15 protein-coding genes are annotated in these 19,296 nt (G+C 62.9%); 4 read left to right on the top strand and 11 right to left on the bottom strand.

What is annotated here, in order from left to right; translation table 11 throughout:
• Positions 1-283 precede the first annotated feature (283 nt).
• Together L0U82_RS09390 and L0U82_RS09385 are read right to left on the bottom strand one after the other, a co-directional pair.
• Positions 284-865, bottom strand: coding sequence for a hypothetical protein (locus L0U82_RS09390; RefSeq protein WP_233830253.1), 582 nt, complete (start codon positions 863-865; stop codon positions 284-286).
• A 322-nt stretch (positions 866-1,187) separates the two neighbouring features.
• Complete coding sequence (locus tag L0U82_RS09385) at positions 1,188-2,432, bottom strand: tyrosine-type recombinase/integrase (RefSeq protein WP_233830251.1); 1,245 nt, start codon at positions 2,430-2,432, stop codon at positions 1,188-1,190.
• 513 nt (positions 2,433-2,945) lie between these two features.
• Between L0U82_RS09385 and katG the strand changes: the two genes are divergently transcribed.
• Positions 2,946-5,207 carry a catalase/peroxidase HPI gene (gene katG, locus L0U82_RS09380; protein WP_233830249.1) on the top strand — a complete coding sequence of 754 codons (2,262 nt, stop codon included), beginning with the start codon at positions 2,946-2,948 and terminating at the stop codon, positions 5,205-5,207.
• 354 nt (positions 5,208-5,561) lie between these two features.
• Here the strand turns inward: katG and L0U82_RS09375 are convergent, their stop codons facing one another.
• The 6 genes from L0U82_RS09375 to L0U82_RS09350 all read right to left on the bottom strand — a co-directional run bounded on the left by L0U82_RS09375 (position 5,562) and on the right by L0U82_RS09350 (position 12,991).
• The gene (locus L0U82_RS09375; protein ID WP_233830246.1) at positions 5,562-6,785 is read right to left on the bottom strand and encodes an aromatic ring-hydroxylating oxygenase subunit alpha; all 1,224 of its coding nucleotides are present in this window, start codon (positions 6,783-6,785) and stop codon (positions 5,562-5,564) included.
• A 133-nt stretch (positions 6,786-6,918) separates the two neighbouring features.
• Positions 6,919-7,764, bottom strand: a complete 846-nt coding sequence (locus L0U82_RS09370) for a siderophore ferric iron reductase (protein ID WP_233830244.1) — start codon at positions 7,762-7,764, stop codon at positions 6,919-6,921.
• Between the two features lie 2 nt (positions 7,765-7,766).
• On the bottom strand, positions 7,767-9,680 hold the full coding sequence (locus L0U82_RS09365) for an IucA/IucC family protein (RefSeq protein ID WP_326489716.1): 1,914 nt from the start codon (positions 9,678-9,680) through the stop codon (positions 7,767-7,769).
• Positions 9,677-10,357: a GNAT family N-acetyltransferase gene (locus L0U82_RS09360; protein ID WP_233830243.1), complete on the bottom strand. Its 681-nt coding sequence runs from the start codon at positions 10,355-10,357 to the stop codon at positions 9,677-9,679. Before L0U82_RS09360 ends, L0U82_RS09365 begins: the two co-directional genes overlap by 4 nt.
• Positions 10,347-11,621, bottom strand: coding sequence for an MFS transporter (locus L0U82_RS09355; protein WP_233830242.1), 1,275 nt, complete (start codon positions 11,619-11,621; stop codon positions 10,347-10,349). Before L0U82_RS09355 ends, L0U82_RS09360 begins: the two co-directional genes overlap by 11 nt.
• Positions 11,618-12,991 carry a lysine N(6)-hydroxylase/L-ornithine N(5)-oxygenase family protein gene (locus L0U82_RS09350; RefSeq protein ID WP_233830241.1) on the bottom strand — a complete coding sequence of 458 codons (1,374 nt, stop codon included), beginning with the start codon at positions 12,989-12,991 and terminating at the stop codon, positions 11,618-11,620. The genes L0U82_RS09355 and L0U82_RS09350 overlap by 4 nt, the downstream gene beginning before the upstream one ends.
• A 624-nt stretch (positions 12,992-13,615) precedes the next feature.
• Between L0U82_RS09350 and L0U82_RS09345 the strand changes: the two genes are divergently transcribed.
• The 3 genes from L0U82_RS09345 to L0U82_RS09335 all read left to right on the top strand — a co-directional run bounded on the left by L0U82_RS09345 (position 13,616) and on the right by L0U82_RS09335 (position 16,623).
• Complete coding sequence (locus tag L0U82_RS09345; protein ID WP_233830240.1) at positions 13,616-15,805, top strand: TonB-dependent siderophore receptor; 2,190 nt, start codon at positions 13,616-13,618, stop codon at positions 15,803-15,805.
• Between the two features lie 123 nt (positions 15,806-15,928).
• A complete protein-coding gene (locus tag L0U82_RS09340) occupies positions 15,929-16,093 on the top strand; it encodes a hypothetical protein (RefSeq protein ID WP_233830239.1) in 165 nt (54 codons plus the stop codon).
• Positions 16,094-16,152: 59 nt separating this feature from the next.
• Positions 16,153-16,623 carry a universal stress protein gene (locus L0U82_RS09335; RefSeq protein WP_233830238.1) on the top strand — a complete coding sequence of 157 codons (471 nt, stop codon included), beginning with the start codon at positions 16,153-16,155 and terminating at the stop codon, positions 16,621-16,623.
• Positions 16,624-16,656: 33 nt separating this feature from the next.
• Here the strand turns inward: L0U82_RS09335 and L0U82_RS09330 are convergent, their stop codons facing one another.
• From L0U82_RS09330 to L0U82_RS09320, 3 genes are all read right to left on the bottom strand, one after another.
• On the bottom strand, positions 16,657-17,757 hold the full coding sequence (locus L0U82_RS09330; RefSeq protein ID WP_233830237.1) for a PAS domain-containing sensor histidine kinase: 1,101 nt from the start codon (positions 17,755-17,757) through the stop codon (positions 16,657-16,659).
• A 129-nt stretch (positions 17,758-17,886) separates the two neighbouring features.
• Positions 17,887-18,714, bottom strand: coding sequence for a fumarate/nitrate reduction transcriptional regulator Fnr (gene fnr / locus L0U82_RS09325; RefSeq protein WP_233830234.1), 828 nt, complete (start codon positions 18,712-18,714; stop codon positions 17,887-17,889).
• 16 nt (positions 18,715-18,730) lie between these two features.
• Positions 18,731-19,138, bottom strand: coding sequence for a response regulator (locus L0U82_RS09320; protein WP_233830232.1), 408 nt, complete (start codon positions 19,136-19,138; stop codon positions 18,731-18,733).
• Between the last annotated feature and the right edge of the window lie 158 nt (positions 19,139-19,296).

Genomic DNA, 19,296 nt, shown 5'->3' with positions numbered 1-19,296 from the left:
ATTGGCGGGGAGTTGAGGGGCGGAGGGCGGGGCTTGAGCTGCGGGATTGGGTGGATCCACGGCAGCCGGGTGCCGCTGGGTGCCGTTGCTGGGAGCGGTGCGGAGATTGGCTATGACTTGTTCCTGCCGTAGCTGCCGTAGCTGCCGTAGCTGCCGGAACTACCGGAACTACCGGAACTACCGGAACTACCGGAACTACCGGAACTACCGGAACTACCGGAACTACCGGCTGCCGTCGCGGCAGCCGGCAAAAGGTATCAGGCCAACCTCGGAGACCGCGGCCTTACGACCTCTTCGTATCCTTCGAAGCGGGCTTCGGTGCCGGCGCGGGCCGCGCCGGGCCGGCCGCATGCATGTCGGGCCGCGGCGGCTGGCCGTGCGCGGCCATCGCCGGTCCCGGTCCGCCCGGATGCCCGACCGGCGGACGGCCGACACCCGGATGCTCGCCATGCTCACCGCCGGCGTGTTCACCGCCGACCGCATGCCCCGGCAGATGGCCGTCATGGCTAGCCATCACGCGATGCAATTCCTCGCGACGATGCAAGACATCCGCGCGATGATCGCCATGCGCATAGAACTGCCGATGCCGCGCGCCATTGGGACCAACGACCCAGATATACGTATCGCCGCCGACGATCACGACATCGCGGTCGACCACGTTGGCGACATAGACGTCGGTCGGCAGCGGCTCATACTCAGGTTCGACGACCACGGGCGCCGGAGGCGGCGGCGTCAGCGCGGTCGCGATGACTTCATTTACCTTGTTCGGGTCGATCACGAGCTGGCCTTGCTCGTTGGTCGCACAGCCGGCGAGAAACGCGGCGCACGCAGCCGATGCCAACAGGACGTTGGTTATGGTTTTCAACTTCGAATCCCCAGTTTGTATTGATTATTTGTCGAACGACGATTTCTTAACGACCGGTATTTTTCGTTCTTGATATATGAATCGCCGGACGGAGAATTTTTATAGTTACGTCGTATTACACGACACGAATAACTCGAATGACGAGCGAACGAAAATTGATGCTATGCGGATCAACTTGCGATGAAAATCGCCGGCGTTATTCACGCGCGCGCAAGCACACGTGCAAGCCGCGAAGCAAACTGCGTCACGCTTCGCCCGACTGGTTGATTCAATCGAAGAAAAGACAGAAAAATGCCTGAAAACTCAGGCATTTAAAGCATACTTAATTGCCATCCGCATTGCCGTTTTTCGGCTTTGTTTCATCCCAGTTCATCCGATGGCGATTAACCGTTTCCGTATGCCGCGAATCGTCCTCGGTATGCAGGTAAAGACTGGTCGTATTCAGCGATACATGGCCGAGATTGTCGCGGATCGTGCGCAGATCGACGCCGCCGTCGGCCTGGTGCGAACCGGCGGTATGGCGCAGCCAGTGCGCGGACGCGCGTTCGAGTTCGTCGGCGCGATCGGCGAATTCCGGGCCGCGCTCGCGCAGCCAGGCCGCCGCGCCGGCAAAGATGCCCTTGATCGCATCGTGGATCGCCGAGCGCGACAGACAACGGTTGCGACCCTTGAACGGCATCACCAGCGGCGTTTCCTCCGCGCGGGTCGGCAGCGCCGCAAGGCCGTTGAGCGTGCGATAGCTGCGCAACTCCTGGATCAGTTCGGCGGACACCGGTACGATCCGCTCCTTGTCGCCCTTGCCGAGCGTCTCCAGCCACCACTGGTCCTGGCCGTCGGCGCCGAGTCGTCTGAAGAACTGGCCCATCTGGCCGCCGGCAACTTCCGAAATCCGCATGCCCTGCAAATAGAACAGCGTGGTCAGCCAGCGGCAGCGCGCGTAATACGCGCGTTGCGCATCGCTGTCGCGCGGCAGTTGCTCGACGAACAGCTTCACTTCGTCCCACAGCGACGTCGACAGATAACGCGTGACGCGCGGCGCCGAGCGTTTCGCGCGCTGCCGCAACAGCGCCATCGGATTGCCGCGTAGATAACCGGCGTTGACGAGCCACGTGAACATCGCGTTCAGAATGATCAGCGCCTGGCGCTGGCTTGCCGGCGACAGCGGCCCGTTGAACGGCCGCCAGCGCTCGTCGCCGCGCGGATACTTGCCGCCGTTGGCCGAGACCCAGCGCGCAGCCGGTTGCGGATCGGCGATGAACGCCTTGAACAGCAGCAGGTCCTCGTGCGTCAGCGACGACAGCGGCTTGCCGAGCTGCACGACCGCCCATAGCAGCAGCCGTTCGGCTTCCTTGCGGTAGTTGTCGAAGGTGGTTTTGGTGTCCGCGTAATTCGACAGCCACGCACGCACCGCATCGAGATCGTTGCGTGCCGACAGTTGCGAGTTTTCGGCGGCGCCGCGGTTGGTGCCGTCGCGGCCATCGAGGATGGCGGGCACGACCAGCGCTTCGACGGGTTGGACGGTGGCGAGCTCGGCGTGAGAGGCAGCTTGTGGCACGGCTTTGGACACAGTTTGGAAAACTCCTTGAAACGCCGCGAGGCTGGCGCGGAACACTATCACACAGCGGGCTTCGTCCGGCGTAAAAGCATCGTCGGCGCAATAGCCAACGAGCCGGCGGGACAATGGGTCAGCGAGTCAACTTGCTATCGGCATGGCGGCGCGAGCCGCAGCGCAGGGATGCGCGCGCGACGCTATAGTCGTCACCTATGACCGGCATTGCCGTAATCGAATTCTATTGAACTTTGCGCTCGCCTATATTCGAATAGTCTACGCGCGCCGAACGCAGCCACGAGTGCATCAAGCAGTGCTTTATCGTGGCATCGGCCGGCTGGCTACACCGACAACTTTTCCCCCTCGACCCAGGATCCATGCACGATGAATTGATAGCACGGTAGTCACCGTAGATGAGCGCACTGCCGGGCTTGCCCGGCTGGCTGGCAGGTTTTCAGATCGTCAAATTGCCATGGAAGCCTGACACCATGGCAACCGCATAACGGAGACATCCTCCAAAGGAGAGAACGCATGTCAAACGAAGCAAAGTGCCCGTTCATTCATTCCGCCGGCGGCGGGACAACCAATCGCGACTGGTGGCCGAAGGCGTTGCGCCTCGACCTGCTGAGCCAGCATTCGAACCGTTCCAATCCGCTGGATAAAGACTTCAACTATGCCGAGGCATTCAGGAGCCTCGACCTCGCCGCGGTCAAGAAAGACCTCGCCGCGCTGATGACCGATTCGCAGCCGTGGTGGCCCGCGGACTTCGGCCACTATGGGCCGCTCTTCATCCGCATGGCATGGCACGCCGCCGGCACCTATCGCATCGGCGACGGCCGTGGCGGCGCAGGGCGCGGCCAGCAGCGTTTCGCGCCGCTCAATAGCTGGCCGGACAACGTCAGCCTCGACAAGGCGCGCCGTCTGCTATGGCCGATCAAGCAGAAATATGGCCAGAAGATTTCGTGGGCCGACCTGCTGGTGCTGACCGGTAACGTCGCGCTCGAAACGATGGGCTTCAAGACCTTCGGTTTCGGCGGTGGCCGCGAGGACACGTGGGAACCGGATCAGGACATCTACTGGGGCAATGAAAAAACCTGGCTCGGCGGCGACGTCCGCTATGGCAAGGGCGCGGCCGGCAAGCAGGATGACGAAGGCGTGCTGGTCGCCGACGAGGAGTTGCACGGCAGCGAAGTGAGCCGCACCGACACGGGCCGCAATCTTGAAAATCCGCTCGGCGCAGTGCAGATGGGGCTGATCTACGTGAACCCGGAAGGCCCGGACGGCAATCCCGATCCGCTTGCAGCCGCTGTCGACATTCGCGAAACCTTCGCCCGCATGGCGATGAACGACGAGGAAACCGTCGCGCTGATCGCCGGTGGCCACACGTTCGGCAAGACGCACGGCGCGGGGCCGGCCGATAACGTCGGTCCGGAACCGGAAGGCGCCGGTCTCGAGAACATGGGCCTCGGCTGGAAGAACAGCTTCGGCACCGGCCATGGCGGCGACACGATCACGAGCGGTCTGGAAGTCACGTGGACCGCGACGCCGACGCAATGGGGCATGGGCTTCTTCCAGAACCTGTTCGGCCACGAATGGGAACTGACGAAGAGTCCGGCGGGCGCGAACCAGTGGGTCGCGAAAGACGCGCAGGCGACGATTCCGCACGCGCACGATCCGTCGAAAAAAATCGTGCCGACGATGCTCACGACCGACCTGTCGTTGCGCCTCGACCCGGTATACGAAAAGATCTCGCGCCGCTTCATGGACAACCCCGACGAGTTCGCCGATGCGTTTGCGCGTGCGTGGTTCAAGCTGACGCACCGCGACATGGGTCCGCGTGCCCGTTATCTCGGCCCGGAAGTGCCGGCCGAGGAACTGGTGTGGCAGGATCCGGTGCCGGCCGTCGACCATCCGCTCGTCGACGACAAGGATGTCGTCGCGCTGAAGCAGAAGATCCTCGCCTCGGGCCTGTCCGTCGCGCAACTGGTGTCGGCCGCGTGGGCCTCGGCCTCGACGTTCCGTGGTTCGGACAAGCGCGGCGGCGCCAATGGCGCGCGCGTCCGTCTCGCGCCGCAGAAGGACTGGGAGGCCAACCAGCCTGCTGAGCTTGCGAAGGTGCTGAAGGCGCTCGAAGGCATCCAGAGCGAGTTCAACGGCGCGCAGTCGGGCGGCAAGAAGATCTCGCTGGCCGATTTGATCGTGCTGGCGGGTGGGGCTGCCATCGAGCAGGCCGCGAAGGCTGGCGGCCTGCAGGTGACGGTGCCGTTCGCGCCGGGTCGCACCGACGCGTCGCAGGAGCAGACCGACGTTGAATCCATCGCGATGCTCGAACCGGTGGCCGACGGCTTCCGTAACTATCTGCGGAGCGGTCTGAAGGTGTCGGCGGAAACGCTGCTGATCGACAAGGCGCAACTGCTGACGCTGACGGTGCCCGAGATGACGGTGCTGATCGGCGGCCTGCGTGTGCTCGACGTTCACACGGGCTCCGAAGCGCACGGCGTGCTGACGAAGCAGCCGGGAACGCTCACCAACGACTTCTTCCGCAACCTGCTCGATATGGGCACGGAATGGAAGCCGCTGTCGGCTGCCGCGGATGTGTTCGAAGGGCGTGACGCGAAAACCGGCCAACGCAAGTGGACTGGCACGCGTGTCGATCTGGTGTTCGGCTCGAATTCCCAGCTGCGCTCGCTGTGCGAAGTCTATGCAAGCGATGACGCGAAGGAGAAATTCGTGCGTGACTTCGTCGCCGCGTGGAGCAAGGTGATGAACCTTGATCGGTTCGATCTCGCGTGAACCGTCGCTGCCGGGAGATAGCAGTGGGCGGCGAAGCAGAGGTTGTGGTTTGTTGACGCTGTTTCGCTGTTTTCTCCGCTTTTTGCGGCGTTGGGTTGGATAACCGCTACGTGAACTGAGGCGTAGGTTCCGACGCAGTTTTTCAGCATGTGGGGCGATGGCCGGTAGAGCGGCCATCGCCCCTTTCTTATTTGCGTTTATCCGCGCGCCGGCCAGCGGCAGCGGTGAGTTCTGACGTAGCCGCATCGTGATGCCGTGGCAGCGGGGCCGGCGCGTGCGTTCGCACGACGCTCTTCAATTGCGGCATTCCCCGTTGAGGGGATACCGCCTCTGTTCGAAGTTCCGCCGCGCCGCTCAATAACACACCGAATCTTCGGCCACGCGTAATTCGATCGTGCGGCGCGCAGCACCGGCCCCGCCACCCGCGAGCGCGCGCCGATACCACGTGTGAAAATGCCGCATCCCGTCTTCCAGCGGCGACTGGTACGGCCCCGCGTCGCTGACGCCGCGCTGGTGCAGACGCAGGCGGCCCGCGTCCATCCGCTCGGCGATTTCGTCGTCTTCGATCACGGTTTCCAGGTACGCGGCGCGCTGTGCGTCGACGAAATCGCGCTCGAACGCGGCGATTTCCTCTGGATAGTAGAACTCGACGACATTCAGCGTTTCCTGCGGCCCGCGCGGATAGAGCGTCGATACGACCAGCGTATGCGGATAAAGCTCGATCATCTGCGTCGGGAAATACGCAAGCCAGATCGCACCGAACGATGGCGCGTCGCCGCCGCGGTAGTCGAGCAGGTGATCGTGCCACGTGCGATACACATCCGAGCCAGGCTGCGCGAGGGCGTTGTGCACGCCGACGCGTTGCATGCTGTAGGTATCCGCGAACTCCCAGTCGAGATCGTCACAGCTGACGAACTTGCCGAGCCCCGGATGAAACGGCGCGACGTGATAGTCCTCCAGATACACCTCGATAAAGGTCTTCCAGTTGTAGCGGCATTGGTGCGTCTCGGTGTGGTCGAGCACGTAGCCGGAAAAATCGAATTCGGGGCGGGCGAACACACGGGCCATGTCCTCGGCGGGCTCGCGCGGTCCTTCGTATAGCAGGCCGTGGCAGTGCTTCAACGCGAAGCGTTCGAGATGGCGGCACGGCTTGCGCTCGAACTCGGGCGCGCCGATCAGCTCACCGTTGCCGTCGTAAGTCCAGCGATGCAGCGGGCACACGATATTGCCGCCCGTCGCCGCGAGATTGCCGCTCGCCTGCACCGGACCACCGACGTCGCCCGTCGCACCTCCGAGCATTAGCGCCTGGCGATGACGGCACACATTCGACAGCAGTTGCACGCCGCCCGCGTTGCGCACCAGCACGCGGCCGCCTTCGTCCTGCGGCAGTCGCCGCCAGTCGCCGGGGTTGGGCACCGACTGTTCGTGGCCTACGTAAAGCGCTGAATTCGCGAAGATGCGCGCCATCTCGAGTTCGAATAGCGCTTCGTCGAAGTAGGCGCTCGGCGGCAGTTGAAGCACCCCGTCGCCGATATCGTCCGTCGTGGCGAGATGGGGCAGGTTGCTGATGTCGTTCATCGATCGATTCCTTTTGTTGGAACGTCGCACGCTTGCATACGCGTTTAACCACGTTGAGCCGCGTTGGTTCGCACGAGGTTGCGCCGCTGCGCGCAGCTCCGTTGTTGTCGCTTGCGTGGTTGGGCGTTCGTGTTCAGGCGGGCGCTTCTGCGTCGTGGTCCCTGTTCAGACGGGCGATGCGCTCGCACTTGCTCAGACGCGGACAGGTGCTGCACAGCTCGCCGTCGCGTCGCCGATAGTGGTAGCAGCAGGTCTGTCGATCGAGCGCGAGCGCGCGCGAATGGTCGCTGCGTGCGTAAGCGAAGAAGCCGCTGCGTTCGTCGAGTGAGAGCGCCGCGAGCCAGCGCGCGCCGAGCGCTTCGAGCTGCACGTGATGCCCGTCACGCTGCCAGTCGGGACGCACCGCGCGCACCGCGAGTAGCGCCGCGAGCACGCAATCGGCTTGCATGCATGCTGCAGCGTGTGCGTTGACAGGGATGACGCGCGACAGCTCGTCGAAGATGCGCTTGCAGCAGGTGGAAATTTCTTGCGCGGCCCGTTCGATCAGCGCATTGGTTTCGCCGCACGCCGGTTCGTGATCGGGTACGCGTACTTCGCGCGTCCAGCCGTGTTCGATCGGCTGTTCGAAAGAGGCGAGCGATAACACGCGTTGCGCGCTGTGCACACCGATCACGCTCAGATAGATCGGCTGCCAGATCAGAATGCCCCAGCAGCGCAGCGACCAGTACATGCGCCCGGCTTCCGGGTACGCATCGCGCCAATGAGCGAGCAGCGCTTCGAGTGCGGCGCGATTGCCGTCATGGTCACGATCATCGTCATTGCTTTCGCCGGGAGCTGGGTAGCGGTATACAGCGCGCGACGAGGCTTTGTTGCAGTCGCACGGAGCGGCGCTTGCACGATCCGCGATCACGCCGCTCAGTCCAGGCACGACGGTGGCGGCGAGCCGCAGCAGATCTCGCAATGCAGGGCTCGCCGTCATACTCAGGCCTCGACCGGTTCAACCGGCGTGCGCGGGCCGGCTTCCTGGCTCGCTGCGTGGCCCGCTTCGCGTCCGGCCTCGCGCCGTCCCGCCAGCGGGTTGCGCAGATTGCCCGCCATCTTCAGATTGCCCGCCGGGTCCGACAGATTGACCATCTGCAGATTGTTGCCGAGTTGCAGGCGGTTCAGGCACGAGTGCAGGAACTCCGGCGCGAACATATCGTACTCGGCGTATTTCCCCGCGAGTTGCGGATGCGCGTGCTGATAGCGCGTGACGCAGCGCGCCACCGTGTTCCAGAACACGTCCTCGCTACAGCAGCCGTGCTCGACGAGAATCTGGTTCATGTAGCGGAAAAAGCCATCGAACACGTCGATGAAGATCGCGAGCAGTTTCACGCGCTCGGGCACGTCGACCGCGAGGCGCTTCACGTTGTCGGGAAGCTGCGCGTCCTTGTTCAGGATCGCGGATTCTTCCGCGATGTCCTTCATGATCGCGCGCACCGGAACGTGGTTGTCGAGCACCAGAATCAGATTTTCGCCATGCGGCATAAACACCAGATCGTACGTGTAGAAGCAATGCACGAGCGGCGCCAGATACGCTTGCATATAGCGTTCGAGCCAGGCTTCGGCGCCGAGCCCGGATGCTTCGATCAGCGCGGGCAGCAGTGCGCGTCCGTGACGGTCGGTGTGCAGCAGTGCGGCCATCGTCATCAGGCGCTGGCCATCGCCCGCGTGCACGAGCGGGTTCTCGCGCCACAGCGCGGAAAACATCTTCTTATAAGGGGTATCCGCTTGCACCGCGGCTTCGTAATAGCTGTTGCGAAAGCCGAGCGACGCCACTTCGCGCAGGATCGTGAAGCCCTGGCCGCGCAGATACGCATCGCTGCTGACGAGTCCCTTGATGTAGTCGTTGATCGCCGGCGTGCCCGACATGTAATACGGCGACAGGCCGCGCATGAAGCCCATGTTGAGGATTGACAGCGAGGTCTTCACATATCGCTTCGAACGGTCTGACACGTTGAAGAACGTGCGGATCGATTGCTGCGCGATATAGCGGTCGTCGCCATAGCCGACACAGATGATCCGATTGGTCGCCGCATAGGACGCAAACGCGATCGACAGCTTGTTGAACCATTGCCACGGGTGCGCGGGCATCAGGTGATAGTCGTCGAAGCGGCAACCGCGCGCTTCGACTATCTGCCTGAAACGCGCGACCGCCGGCGCACCGAGTTCTTCGTCCAGCAGCCGCGCATAGTCGAGGTCCGCCGAACAATGAAAGGCCGCGTTGTCCTTGTGAACGGCCAGCCAGATGATCTGGATCGTCGAGCCTGCTTCGGGGGCGAACGCGCGGTAGTCGCCCGCGTCGAAGCCGAGCCGGCCGTTGTTCGCCACGAAGCCGGGATGACCTTCGGTCATCGCGGTCTCGATCTCCTGAAAATCCGCGTTCAACAGTTCGGGTGTGTCCGGGCCTTCCTTCACCGCTTTATAAGCAGCGCCGTACAGCGTGCTGCTGATTTCGTCGAGATAGATCGGCAGCATCTCTTCCTTGATACCGAGGCGCGCTCTCACGTCGAGAATGAACGCGAGCGCATCGAGTGGCTGCTCGGCGCCGTCCTTCGTGCACGCGATCGATTCGGCGCGAATGCTCCAGTGGCGCAGTGCGAGCTGGCGTGCTTCGAACGTATAGACCCGCGAGCCGTCGTCCGATTTCACTTCATAACGCGCGTGATGTTCGCCTGGCGCTTCGCCGACGTGCTGCGGCTCGACGATCAGTTCATGCGCGTATTCGGCCAGCGCCTTGCGCACGAGCATCCGGTTAGCGTGTTGCCAGACTTCGGGCGTCAGATGCGCGGTGGCTTCGCGCGGATTGAGCGTTACGTGTTGCATCGCGTGCTGCATCGTGATCGATTGGGTCATCGCTGTTGGTCCTTTTTCAGGGTGGCTTGCGTGGCGGCGTTAAAGTCCGCGCGCGTGCAGAACGCGAGCGCGGCGGTTTTCTCGCGGAACGCGACGTTCTTCGCATGGACGAATCCCATCGCGCGATTCAGTGCATGGATGCGGGTGTTGCGCGCGTCCGGTTCGACGACGATGCGTACAGCGTTCAACTGTTCGAACAGGAACGTCATCAGCGCGCGGAACACGCGGTGCGTGTAACCGGGCACGGGTGTTAGCGCGGGTCCGACGAACAGATGCATGCCGACATCGCCGGGTAGCGGGTCGTAGTGCTCGCCGGCTTCGTCATGGGCGGGATCGTAGGTCTCGAACAGGAATGCGTTTTTGCCATGCTCGCTGCCGATCCAGGCCTGCGCGTGCGGCGAATCCTGAATGGCTTGATAGAAGGCGGCGACTTCGTCGACGCTCTTGTCGCGCATGTTCCAGAACGCCGCGCGTTCTTCGACGAACCAGCGATGCAGCGTGGGCGCATCGCGTGGGGTGTCGATCGCGCGGATGTCGAAGCCGTTCACGCTCGCGGCGTAGTTCGGGTGACGCGCGGTTATCGCGGCGCGGCTGTCGTTCGCATTCGCATGGCGCGTGGCAGGCGAGGGCGCTGTGAAGCGCAGTGCGATTTCATTGGCAACGATATCAGTTCGCATGGGCAGTGGCTCCGGTGTCGGCAAGCTCGGGGGAAAGCGTCGTCGCGTGGGCGAGCGCGGGCTTTGGTAAGGGCACTGCATTCGCGGCCGGGGTGCGCTGTGGCTGATCGAGCAGCCAGATGCTGACGAGCGCGCACAGCACAAGTCCCACCGCGGCGATAAAGAACGGCGCACGCAAGCCGGTTTCATCAACGATCGCGCCTGCTGCGAACGACGCCAGCAACACGCCGAGGTTCTGGAAGAAGTTGATCACGCTGAAGTCGGCCGCGTACGACGCCGGCGTGCTGAGCGCGAACATCGTCACGTCGAGCTTCACGACGATCTGGAAGAAAGCCCAGCCGAACAGCACACGGCCGATGACGATCGCGAACGGTGCTTCGACGCCTTGCAGCAGGAGGCCTATCGTGCACAACAGCAGATTGCCGATCATGTGATCCGGCAGGCGCCGGCCCGCATCCGCGATGCGCTTGTTGATACGCAGCGCGACGAGCGCAACCATGCCGGGAATCGCGAACACGGCGCCCGACACGAGCTCGCCCGGCGAACCGCTGACGCTCTGCCAGTACGACGACATGAACGGACGGATCAGGTACACGCAGAAGTCGAACGCGAGCATCAGCAGCGCGAGCCGCAGGATCGGTAGCCGCTCGCGCAGCGTGCGCGCGGTGCCGTGTGCGCCGGGGTGCGTTTCGTGCGCGAAACGGCAACGTCGGTTGATCGCGTGCGAACGGATCAACCAGATGCAGATGGCCATCTGCGCGAAGTCGCCGGCGGCCATCGCGAAGATGCAGGTATGTGCATCCCAGACCTGCATCACGAAGCCGCCCGCCAGCGCGCCGGCGATCGCGCCGAAGTGCACGACCACGGAGAGCAGGCCGATCGTGTGCGCGTGCGATTCCTTCGGTTCGAGCCGCATCATGTACGGATACATCAGCAGATAGCTGCTTTTGCACATGAACATCGCGAGCGACAGTACCCAGAACAGCGGTACCGTCGGTGCCCAGTAGCTTGCGATCGACAGCACGCCGGCCGCGCACTGCGTGTAGACGAGCAGATGCATCGCGTCGAGCCGCTTCGCGATGCGTGCCCATACGGGCAGCGTCAGCATCACGACGATCGAAATAAACGCGACATAGGCGCCCGTATGTACCGGGCTCGTTACGCCATAGCGCGCGGCAAAGAACTGCGGGTAGAACGGGATCAGGATCGCGTCGCTGACGACGGCGAAGCTCGTCATCAGGATGATCATGCTGCGCAGTGTCATTCGGCCTCCAGCGGCGCTTTGACGAACGCGTCGGTGTCCGGCACGGAGAAGTCCTGCAAGGCGATGCGCCGCTCGATCCGGTAGTGTTCGACGCCGGTGATTTCGCGCAGGATGCACGAATTGCGGTAGCAGCTCATGCCGAGATCGGGATTGGTCAGGCCGTGGCTATAGAGCCCCGCGTTCTGCACGAAGATGTCGCCGCCGTTTACGTCGATCGCATAGTTGCGCGACAGACGATAGCGGCCTTTGTCGTCCCAGCGGATGCGTTCGTGAATGCCGTCGATAAAACGCGGCACGTTCTGCGTATAACCGGTCGCGAAGATCGCACCATCGGTCACGTGCGTGTATTGCACGCGTTCGTCGCGCTGCACGAAGCGCAGCCGGTAGTGGTCGCCGGCGTGGTCGTATTCGCAGCCGGTCAATTCGGAGTTCGTGATCAGACGCGCGTTCCGATGACCGCGGCTGCGGCGATCGTCGAGCAGGTCGTAGATCTGGTTGATCAGCGACGCGTTCACGCCTTTGTAAAGGCTGTCCTGCTTCGCGATGATGTTTTCGCGCACACCGTCCGGCAGATTGTAGAAATAGTCGATGTAGTCCGGCGAGATCATCTCGAGCGTCAGCTTGGTGTTCTCCATCTGGAAGAAGCGCGGCGAACGCGTGATCCACGTGAGCGAGTAGTCGTGTTCGTCGCTTTCCTTGAGCAGGTCGTGGAAGATTTCGGCGGCGCTCTGGCCGCTGCCGATCACCGCGATCGAGCGTCTGTTCTGCAATTGCTGCTTGCTCGCGACGTATTGCGCGCTGTGGATGCAATGCTCGCGTACGTCGTCGCAGCACGACGGCAGTTGCGGCACTGAGCCCACGCCGATCACGAGCCGCTTCGCGCGATACACGAACGGTTGGCCGGTACGGACGTCGCGTCCGCTCACGACGTAATGCGCGCGCCCGGCATCGTATTCGACACGCTCGACGTTCGAGCCGAACGCGATGCTGGAAAGCTGCCGAATCGCCCATTTGCAATAGCGGTTGTACTCGGCGCGGCTCAGGTAAAAGCGCTCGCGGATGTAGTACGCGTAGAGCTTGCCTTCCTGCTTGCAGTAGTTGAGGAAGCTGAACTTGCTCTGCGGATCGGCGAGGCTGACGAGATCGGCGAGGAAGGGATTCTGCAATGTCGTGTCGTCGATCAGCATGCCCGGATGCCAGTCGAAATCTTCATTGCGCTCGAGAAAGAGGCCATGCAGATCGGCAATCGGCTCGGCGAGACACGCAAGGCTCAGGTTGAACGGGCCTAGACCAATCGCGATGAAGTCAAGCACGGCGGGCTCGGTCGACGCATGTGTCGTCTGCCTCGCATGGATATTAGTCGTACTCATGTTTAGCTTCCTGTTTGGCCGGCTAGGACCATGTTGAGATGCTTCATCGATGAACGGAAATCAGTTGGGTTTTCGGGCGGCGGTGCAATCGGGCATCTGTGACATCGAACGCAATTTAAATGAGAATCAATCGCATTTGTGTTCGGCGAATCATAGGAAGTTTGGCGAGCGATGGCAAGAGTGAATCGCAACGTTCGAAGGAATCCAAACTAATCGATCGATTCGCGATGCATGAGGTAACGGGGCGCCGTATCTCCGGCAAAGCCCTTCTGTATCGGCACAAACTCGGGATGGCAAAGCGCTTGCTTTGCGTGCGCCGCATCGGTCCTTCGAATAGCTCATTTCTTACAATTTCGTTCGCCGGAAAACCCTCTCGACGGTGGGGCTTAATGCGCGTCAGATCGCTTCGCCACGCCGCGCGGACGTCTGCTGGGCCACGATACGTTCTCCGCAAGCCCTTTTCAATGCTCGCGTAATGCTTTCAAAAGCCTGGAGGCTTTGCTAATATCGCGCTCTCGTCACAAATGAGAATCAATCGCATTCTCAATTAATGGAGGCGCTCGCTCGCTGGCAGACATGAAAAATCAACTAACCACACGCCCAAAAACCACACTTGATCGTCCTTTGCAGCTTGCGGTCTGGCTGACTTTTGCTGTCGCGGCGCAATCCGCGTTGGCGCAGAGCAGCACCGGAGTAGCGGCGCCAGCGCCTGCGTCGGCGCTATCAAGCAGTGCGGCAGCGGCAACAGCAACGGCAGGCGCGGATGCATCGTCGGCGGCAAACGGAAGCGAACAGGCATTGCCCGTCGTGAAAGTAAGCGCGACCACCGAGGCCGATTCGCCGATGCATCTGCAAACGCCCGTGTCGATTGGCGCGCTCGGTGCGCGCTCGCAGCTCGACACGCCGTTTTCGACCACTGTCGTGACCGGCGAAGAACTGGCCGACCGTCAGGCGAACAAGCTCGGCGATGTGTTCGCCGTCGACTCATCGGTGACCGACAGCAGCAATCCGTACAGCGCGTGGGCGACCTACATCTCGATCCGCGGTCTGCCGATCGACTGGCAGAACGGCTTTCGCATCGACGGCAATCCATTTATTTCGTATGGCATCACGATGCCTTATGAAAATCTCGAACGGGTGGAACTGCTGAAGGGACTCGGCGGCTTCATGTACGGGTTCGTGGAGCCGGGCGGGGTGGTCAATTACGTGACGAAGAAGCCGGCGGCGCAGCCCGTGACGAGCGTGTCCGTCGGTTACCGGATGGATAGCGTGTTCAGCCAGCACGTCGACCTGAGCCGGCGCTTCGGCCCGGACGATATGTTCGGCGCGCGCATCAACTACACGCACGAGGCGGGCAAGACCTACAACGCGGGCGATATCAACCGCAATTCGCTGGCGGTGGCGCTCGACGGTCAGCTCACGCGCGACCTCGGCGTCTACTTCGACGCGATCTATCAGCAAAGCCGCTCGAGTGGCCAGACCCCCGCGATCTATACCGGCAGCTATGTGGGCACCGAATTGCCCGCCACGATCAGCGGCGGCAGCAATCTGCTGGGCGGCACCGATCAGCATCTGAACACGAACCTGCAGCTCTACACGGCGGGCGTCAAATACCGGATCACGCCGAACTGGTCGTTCAACACGTCGGCGAGCTACAGCAAGTCGTCGCGCGATCGCAACGAGAGCACGCTGACGCTGCTCAACCAGGCCGGCGACTACACCGACAGTCGCTGGAACGGCGACGAAGGCCACCAGGACATCTACTGGCAGGGCGTATTCGAAGGCAACGTGAAGACCGGCATCTTCGCGCATCAACTGGCGCTCGGCGCATCGTGGCAGCGTCAGACCAATGACTACAGCGCGGTATCGCACTTTTTCACCCTCGGCGACGGCAATCTGTTCCAGCCGAATCCATGGCGCTACTACTCGGGCGCCGGCCTCGACAAATACCGCGCGAGCGAGATCACGCAGAAGGCGCTGTTCGCCAGCGATACGATCGCGCTGACTGAGCGCTGGTCGTTGCTCGCGGGCGTGCGCTACACCAACTACGATCAGCAGAGCTACAACCTCGACGGCACGCTCGCGTCATCGTATGGACAGAACGGCGTGCTGACGCCGACCGCCGCGCTGATGTACAAGCTCCAGCCGAACACGACGCTGTACGCGAGCTATGTGGAGTCGCTGGAGCAGGGCGCGATCGTCAACGACATCTATGCGAACGGCGGAGCGTTGCTGCGTCCGTTGCGCTCGCGTCAGTACGAAATCGGCATCAAGAGCGAGCAGGCACGCTGGAGCGCGACGGCCGCGGTGTTCCGTATCGAACGCGGCGCCGCGTATGCGAACGACCAGAACGTCTACGTGCAGGACGGCACGTCGATCTACGAGGGGATCGAAGCGGGCGGCAGCGTGCGCGTCGGCCGCGGCTGGCAGGTAGCCGGCAACCTGATGCTGCTTGATACGTGGTACGCGAAGGGGCAGTCGTATAGCGGCAATCGCGTCGCGGGCGCGCCGCAGTTCGTCGCCGCCGGGCGCGTTACCTACGACGTACCGGGAGTGCCGGGCCTGCAGGTCGGCACCGACGCCAAGTTCACCGGCAGCACGAAGGTGCGGCCGGCGGGCAACCTGGAGACGGGCGGCTATCTGATCGTCAACGCGGGCGCGAGCTACATGACTCGTGTCGGCGGACACGACGTGACGCTGAGAGCGGCGATCGACAACATCACGAATCGCCGCTACTGGATGTACCAGTATTCGGACTACATCGCGCCGGGCGATCCGCGCACGGTCAGTCTGAATGCGAAGATCGACTTCTGATCGACGGTGCGGTGTACAGCGCGGCCGGTTCCGGACAAACAGCACGAACGACGGTGGCTACGCCGGGCGACCGTCGCCGATAGCCGCTACTGCTTTCATCTGCCGTCGCAGTACGGACTGTCGTTGCTGCGCATCGCGAACGAAATTCGTCTCGCGATGGAAACGACGACCTATGCTTTAAGCGATGCGACCCGCGCGCTCGATGATCTGCTCGACGGCAAGCTGAGCGTCGCAGCGGCCTCATCTGCACGACAGCGGCGCGATGAATGCATGACGTGTAACGCATGATGAACACCCGCGCCAGCATCGACGGACCGGCCACGAATCCACCCTAGCGGAGAATCGCCATGTACCAGAACATTCTCGTCGCATTCGACGGCAGCAGTTCCTCGAAACTCGCGCTGAAAGAAGCGGTCAGCTTCGCCACGTTGACGAAGGGCGTCGTGCATCCGATCTATGTGCTGGACAAGACGCCGCTTTTTTCCTACGCCGGCCACTACGATCCGCTGACGCTCGTCGAGGCGCTGCGCAAGGATGGCGAATCGTTGCTGGAAGAGGCGCAGCAGACCTGCGCGGCGGCGGGCGTGCCATGCCATCCCGAACTGGTCGAATCGAACGACCCATCCGATGACGTCGCCAACGTGATCCTGCGCCACGCCGAGCAGATCCATACCGATCTGCTCGTGATGGGCACGCATGGACGTCGCGGCGTGCGGCGTCTGGTGATCGGCAGCGTCGCGGAGCGGGCCTTGCGCTTCTCGCGCTGTCCGGTGTTGCTGATTCGCGAAGAGGGCAAGCAGGAGGCCAGTACCGTCTAGCCGGTCACGAGCCTGAGTGCGCGGGCGTGAGCGTTAGCCGAGCGCATCGGCGGGAATCTGTATCGAGATTCTGAAGCCGTGGCCCGGCGAACTCGAAAACGACACGTTGCCGCGCAGTTGCCGCACGCGTTCGCGGATCCCGAGCAGGCCGAACGCGTGCCTGTCGCACGGCAGGTCGAGTTCGGCGCCGTTGCCGTCGTCCTCGATATCGAGCGACAGCGTCGGGCCCGCGCGCGTCATCTCGACGCGCACGAGACCTGCGTTGGCGTGTCGCGCGACATTGGTCAACGCTTCCTGAACGATCCGGAACAGTGCGGTCGATGCAAATTCGCTGAACTCCGGCTCGGCCGGTTCGAGATGAACGCTCGCGCGCACGCCATAGCGTTTGGTGAAGTCCTCGGCCAGCCATTCGAGCGCGGCGGCGAGCCCGAGATCATCGAGCAGCGGCGGGCGCAGGTCGGCCGCGATACGTCGAAGCGCTGCCGCCATCCCGTCGATCTGCAACTGGAGTTCATGGGTTTGCGACGCGAGCGGCGCGGTCGCGGGCTGCTGATGCAGATTCGCTTCGAGCAGCGCGACGCTCATTTTCAGCGCGGTCAGCCGTTGCCCGAGATCGTCGTGGAGTTCGCGCGCCATGCGCTTCTGCTCGTTTTCTCGGGCGATCTGCACATGGGTGGATACGGCGTTCGCGCGCTCGAGTTCCGCGAGGCGCATGCGCGCGGTCAGATCACGCGTGATCTTGGCGAAGCCGAGCAGCGCGCCGGATGCATCGTGCACGGCGGAAACCACGACGTTGGCCCAGAACCGCGAGCCGTCGCGACGCACCCGCCAGCCCTCGTCCTCGACGCGGCCTGCCGCGGCGGCGATGTCGAGTTCGCGAGCGGGCTTGCCGGCGGCGATATCTTCCGGGGCATAGAAGGTCGAGAAGTGCCGTCCGATGATTTCCTCGGACGTATAGCCTTTGATGCGCTGCGCGCCGGGATTCCAGCTCGTCACGCGCCCGGACGGATCCAGCATGAAGATCGCGTAATCCTGCACCGCTTCGATCAATAGAAAGTAACGGTCCTCGACGGGCACGCCCGAGATCGACGCCGCACGGCCGAAGCGGAAAGACTCGCCAGTCGACTGACCCATCGCTCCTCCGCGTGGCGCGGCATCGGCTGCCGCAGGTCAGTCAGTTATATCAGGTCGGCAGCGCGGGTTCCACTGCGCATGAGCCCGAACGCGCCCGCGATGTGCCACTTCGTCTAGCCGCCGGCTCGCTCAGATCCGCGCCAAGGCTTGCGCGTCGACGATACGGATCGTCTTGCCTTGCGCGCTGACGAGGCGTTCGCGCTGAAACTTCGAGAACATCCGGCTCACCGTTTCGAGCTTCATGCCGAGGTAACAGCCGATTTCCTCGCGCGTCATGCGCAGATGGAATTCGGCGGCCGAGAAGCCGCGCGCCTTGAAGCGCTTCGACAGGTTCAGCAGAAACGTCGCGACGCGCTGCTCCGCCGTCATCGTGCCGAGCAGCAGCATCTGGCTCGATTCGCGGACGATCTCGCTGCTCATCATCTGATAGATGTGATGCTGCATCGGCTTCATCTCGCGACAGATCGCCTCGAGCTGCGCGAACGGAATGATGCACACGGCACTATCTTCGAGCGCGATCGCATCGCAGTTCTGCTTGCCCGCGCCGACGCCGTCGAGGCCGAGCGCGTCGCCGGCAATCTGGAAGCCGGTGACGTGCTCGCGGCCGTCGCGATGCACGATCACGGTTTTGAACGATCCGGCGCGGACCGCATAGATGCTCTGGAATGGGTCGCCGGTCCGATACAGCGCGTCGCCCCGTTTGACGGCACGCGTCGTGCAGATCACCTCGTCCAGTTTCGCGAGTTCGCTGGCGCTCAGACCGGGCGGCATGCAGACCGCGCGCATCGAGCAACTGGAGCAGCGCGGCGTGCCGGCTGTTCCATGCGTGCCATTCGTGCGTTGAATGCCGCGGCTCGTCGCGGCGCCGGACTGGGTCGCGTGGATCGGCACCGTGGTCATAGCGCGGGATACCGGGTATGCCGGGTCTTGAAGTTCGCGGGCGGTTGCAACTTGCATGATCGTCTCCGGCTGGCTACGCAAAATGTGCACGGCGTGCATTCGCAAGGGTTTCGACGGTGTGGCAGGCGAGTTCGAACTCCGCGGTCTTGTCGAAGAAGAAATCCGCGCCGGCCGCTTCGCACGCACGGCGGCATGCGCTCGCGCAATGGTTCGTCAGCACGATGTTGACGATGGACGGCCGCGCGCGCGAAAGCGCTTCGATCAGCATCAGATTCGTCTTGCCGGCAAAGCACGGATCCAGCACGGCAATGTGAGCCTCGCTCGCGACGATGATCTCGAACGCGCGCTCGACGCCGCCGCACTCTCCGGCGATCTCGACGCCGGGCGTCAGCGCCAGCAGCCGCGCGAGGCGGCGTCTGACATCGGTCGCGTCATCGACGAGGAAGACTCTCGATACGGTGGCGGGCGTGACGGTGTCCATACCACCAGTATTGGTGGTGCTATCTCAAAAAAACATCAGCGCTGCCTTAAGCGACACCAGGAGTTCGGGTAGCGGATGTAGGAATATTCCTGGTCCGAGACAAGGAGTGGAGCGGAGGGGAAAAACGAGAAGAGACGGCCGACGTGCCTGGATATCAC

Origin of the sequence: Paraburkholderia sp. ZP32-5, assembly GCF_021390495.1 — a bacterium.
GTDB lineage: Bacteria > Pseudomonadota > Gammaproteobacteria > Burkholderiales > Burkholderiaceae > Paraburkholderia.
Note: the sequence above shows the minus strand (reverse complement) of the source record. Positions and strands in the feature narration are given on the sequence as shown.

Excerpts from the sequence above, each read along its gene's own strand:
- katG (WP_233830249.1), top strand. The coding sequence starts at position 2,946 with ATGTCAAACGAAGCAAAGTGCCCGTTCATTCATTCCGCCGGCGGCGGG.
- L0U82_RS09375 (WP_233830246.1), bottom strand. The coding sequence starts at position 6,785 with ATGAACGACATCAGCAACCTGCCCCATCTCGCCACGACGGACGATATC.
- L0U82_RS09370 (WP_233830244.1), bottom strand. The coding sequence starts at position 7,764 with ATGACGGCGAGCCCTGCATTGCGAGATCTGCTGCGGCTCGCCGCCACC.
- L0U82_RS09365 (WP_326489716.1), bottom strand. The coding sequence starts at position 9,680 with ATGACCCAATCGATCACGATGCAGCACGCGATGCAACACGTAACGCTC.
- L0U82_RS09360 (WP_233830243.1), bottom strand. The coding sequence starts at position 10,357 with ATGCGAACTGATATCGTTGCCAATGAAATCGCACTGCGCTTCACAGCG.
- L0U82_RS09355 (WP_233830242.1), bottom strand. The coding sequence starts at position 11,621 with ATGACACTGCGCAGCATGATCATCCTGATGACGAGCTTCGCCGTCGTC.
- L0U82_RS09350 (WP_233830241.1), bottom strand. The coding sequence starts at position 12,991 with ATGAGTACGACTAATATCCATGCGAGGCAGACGACACATGCGTCGACC.
- L0U82_RS09335 (WP_233830238.1), top strand. The coding sequence starts at position 16,153 with ATGTACCAGAACATTCTCGTCGCATTCGACGGCAGCAGTTCCTCGAAA.
- L0U82_RS09330 (WP_233830237.1), bottom strand. The coding sequence starts at position 17,757 with ATGGGTCAGTCGACTGGCGAGTCTTTCCGCTTCGGCCGTGCGGCGTCG.
- fnr (WP_233830234.1), bottom strand. The coding sequence starts at position 18,714 with ATGCAAGTTGCAACCGCCCGCGAACTTCAAGACCCGGCATACCCGGTA.
- L0U82_RS09320 (WP_233830232.1), bottom strand. The coding sequence starts at position 19,138 with ATGGACACCGTCACGCCCGCCACCGTATCGAGAGTCTTCCTCGTCGAT.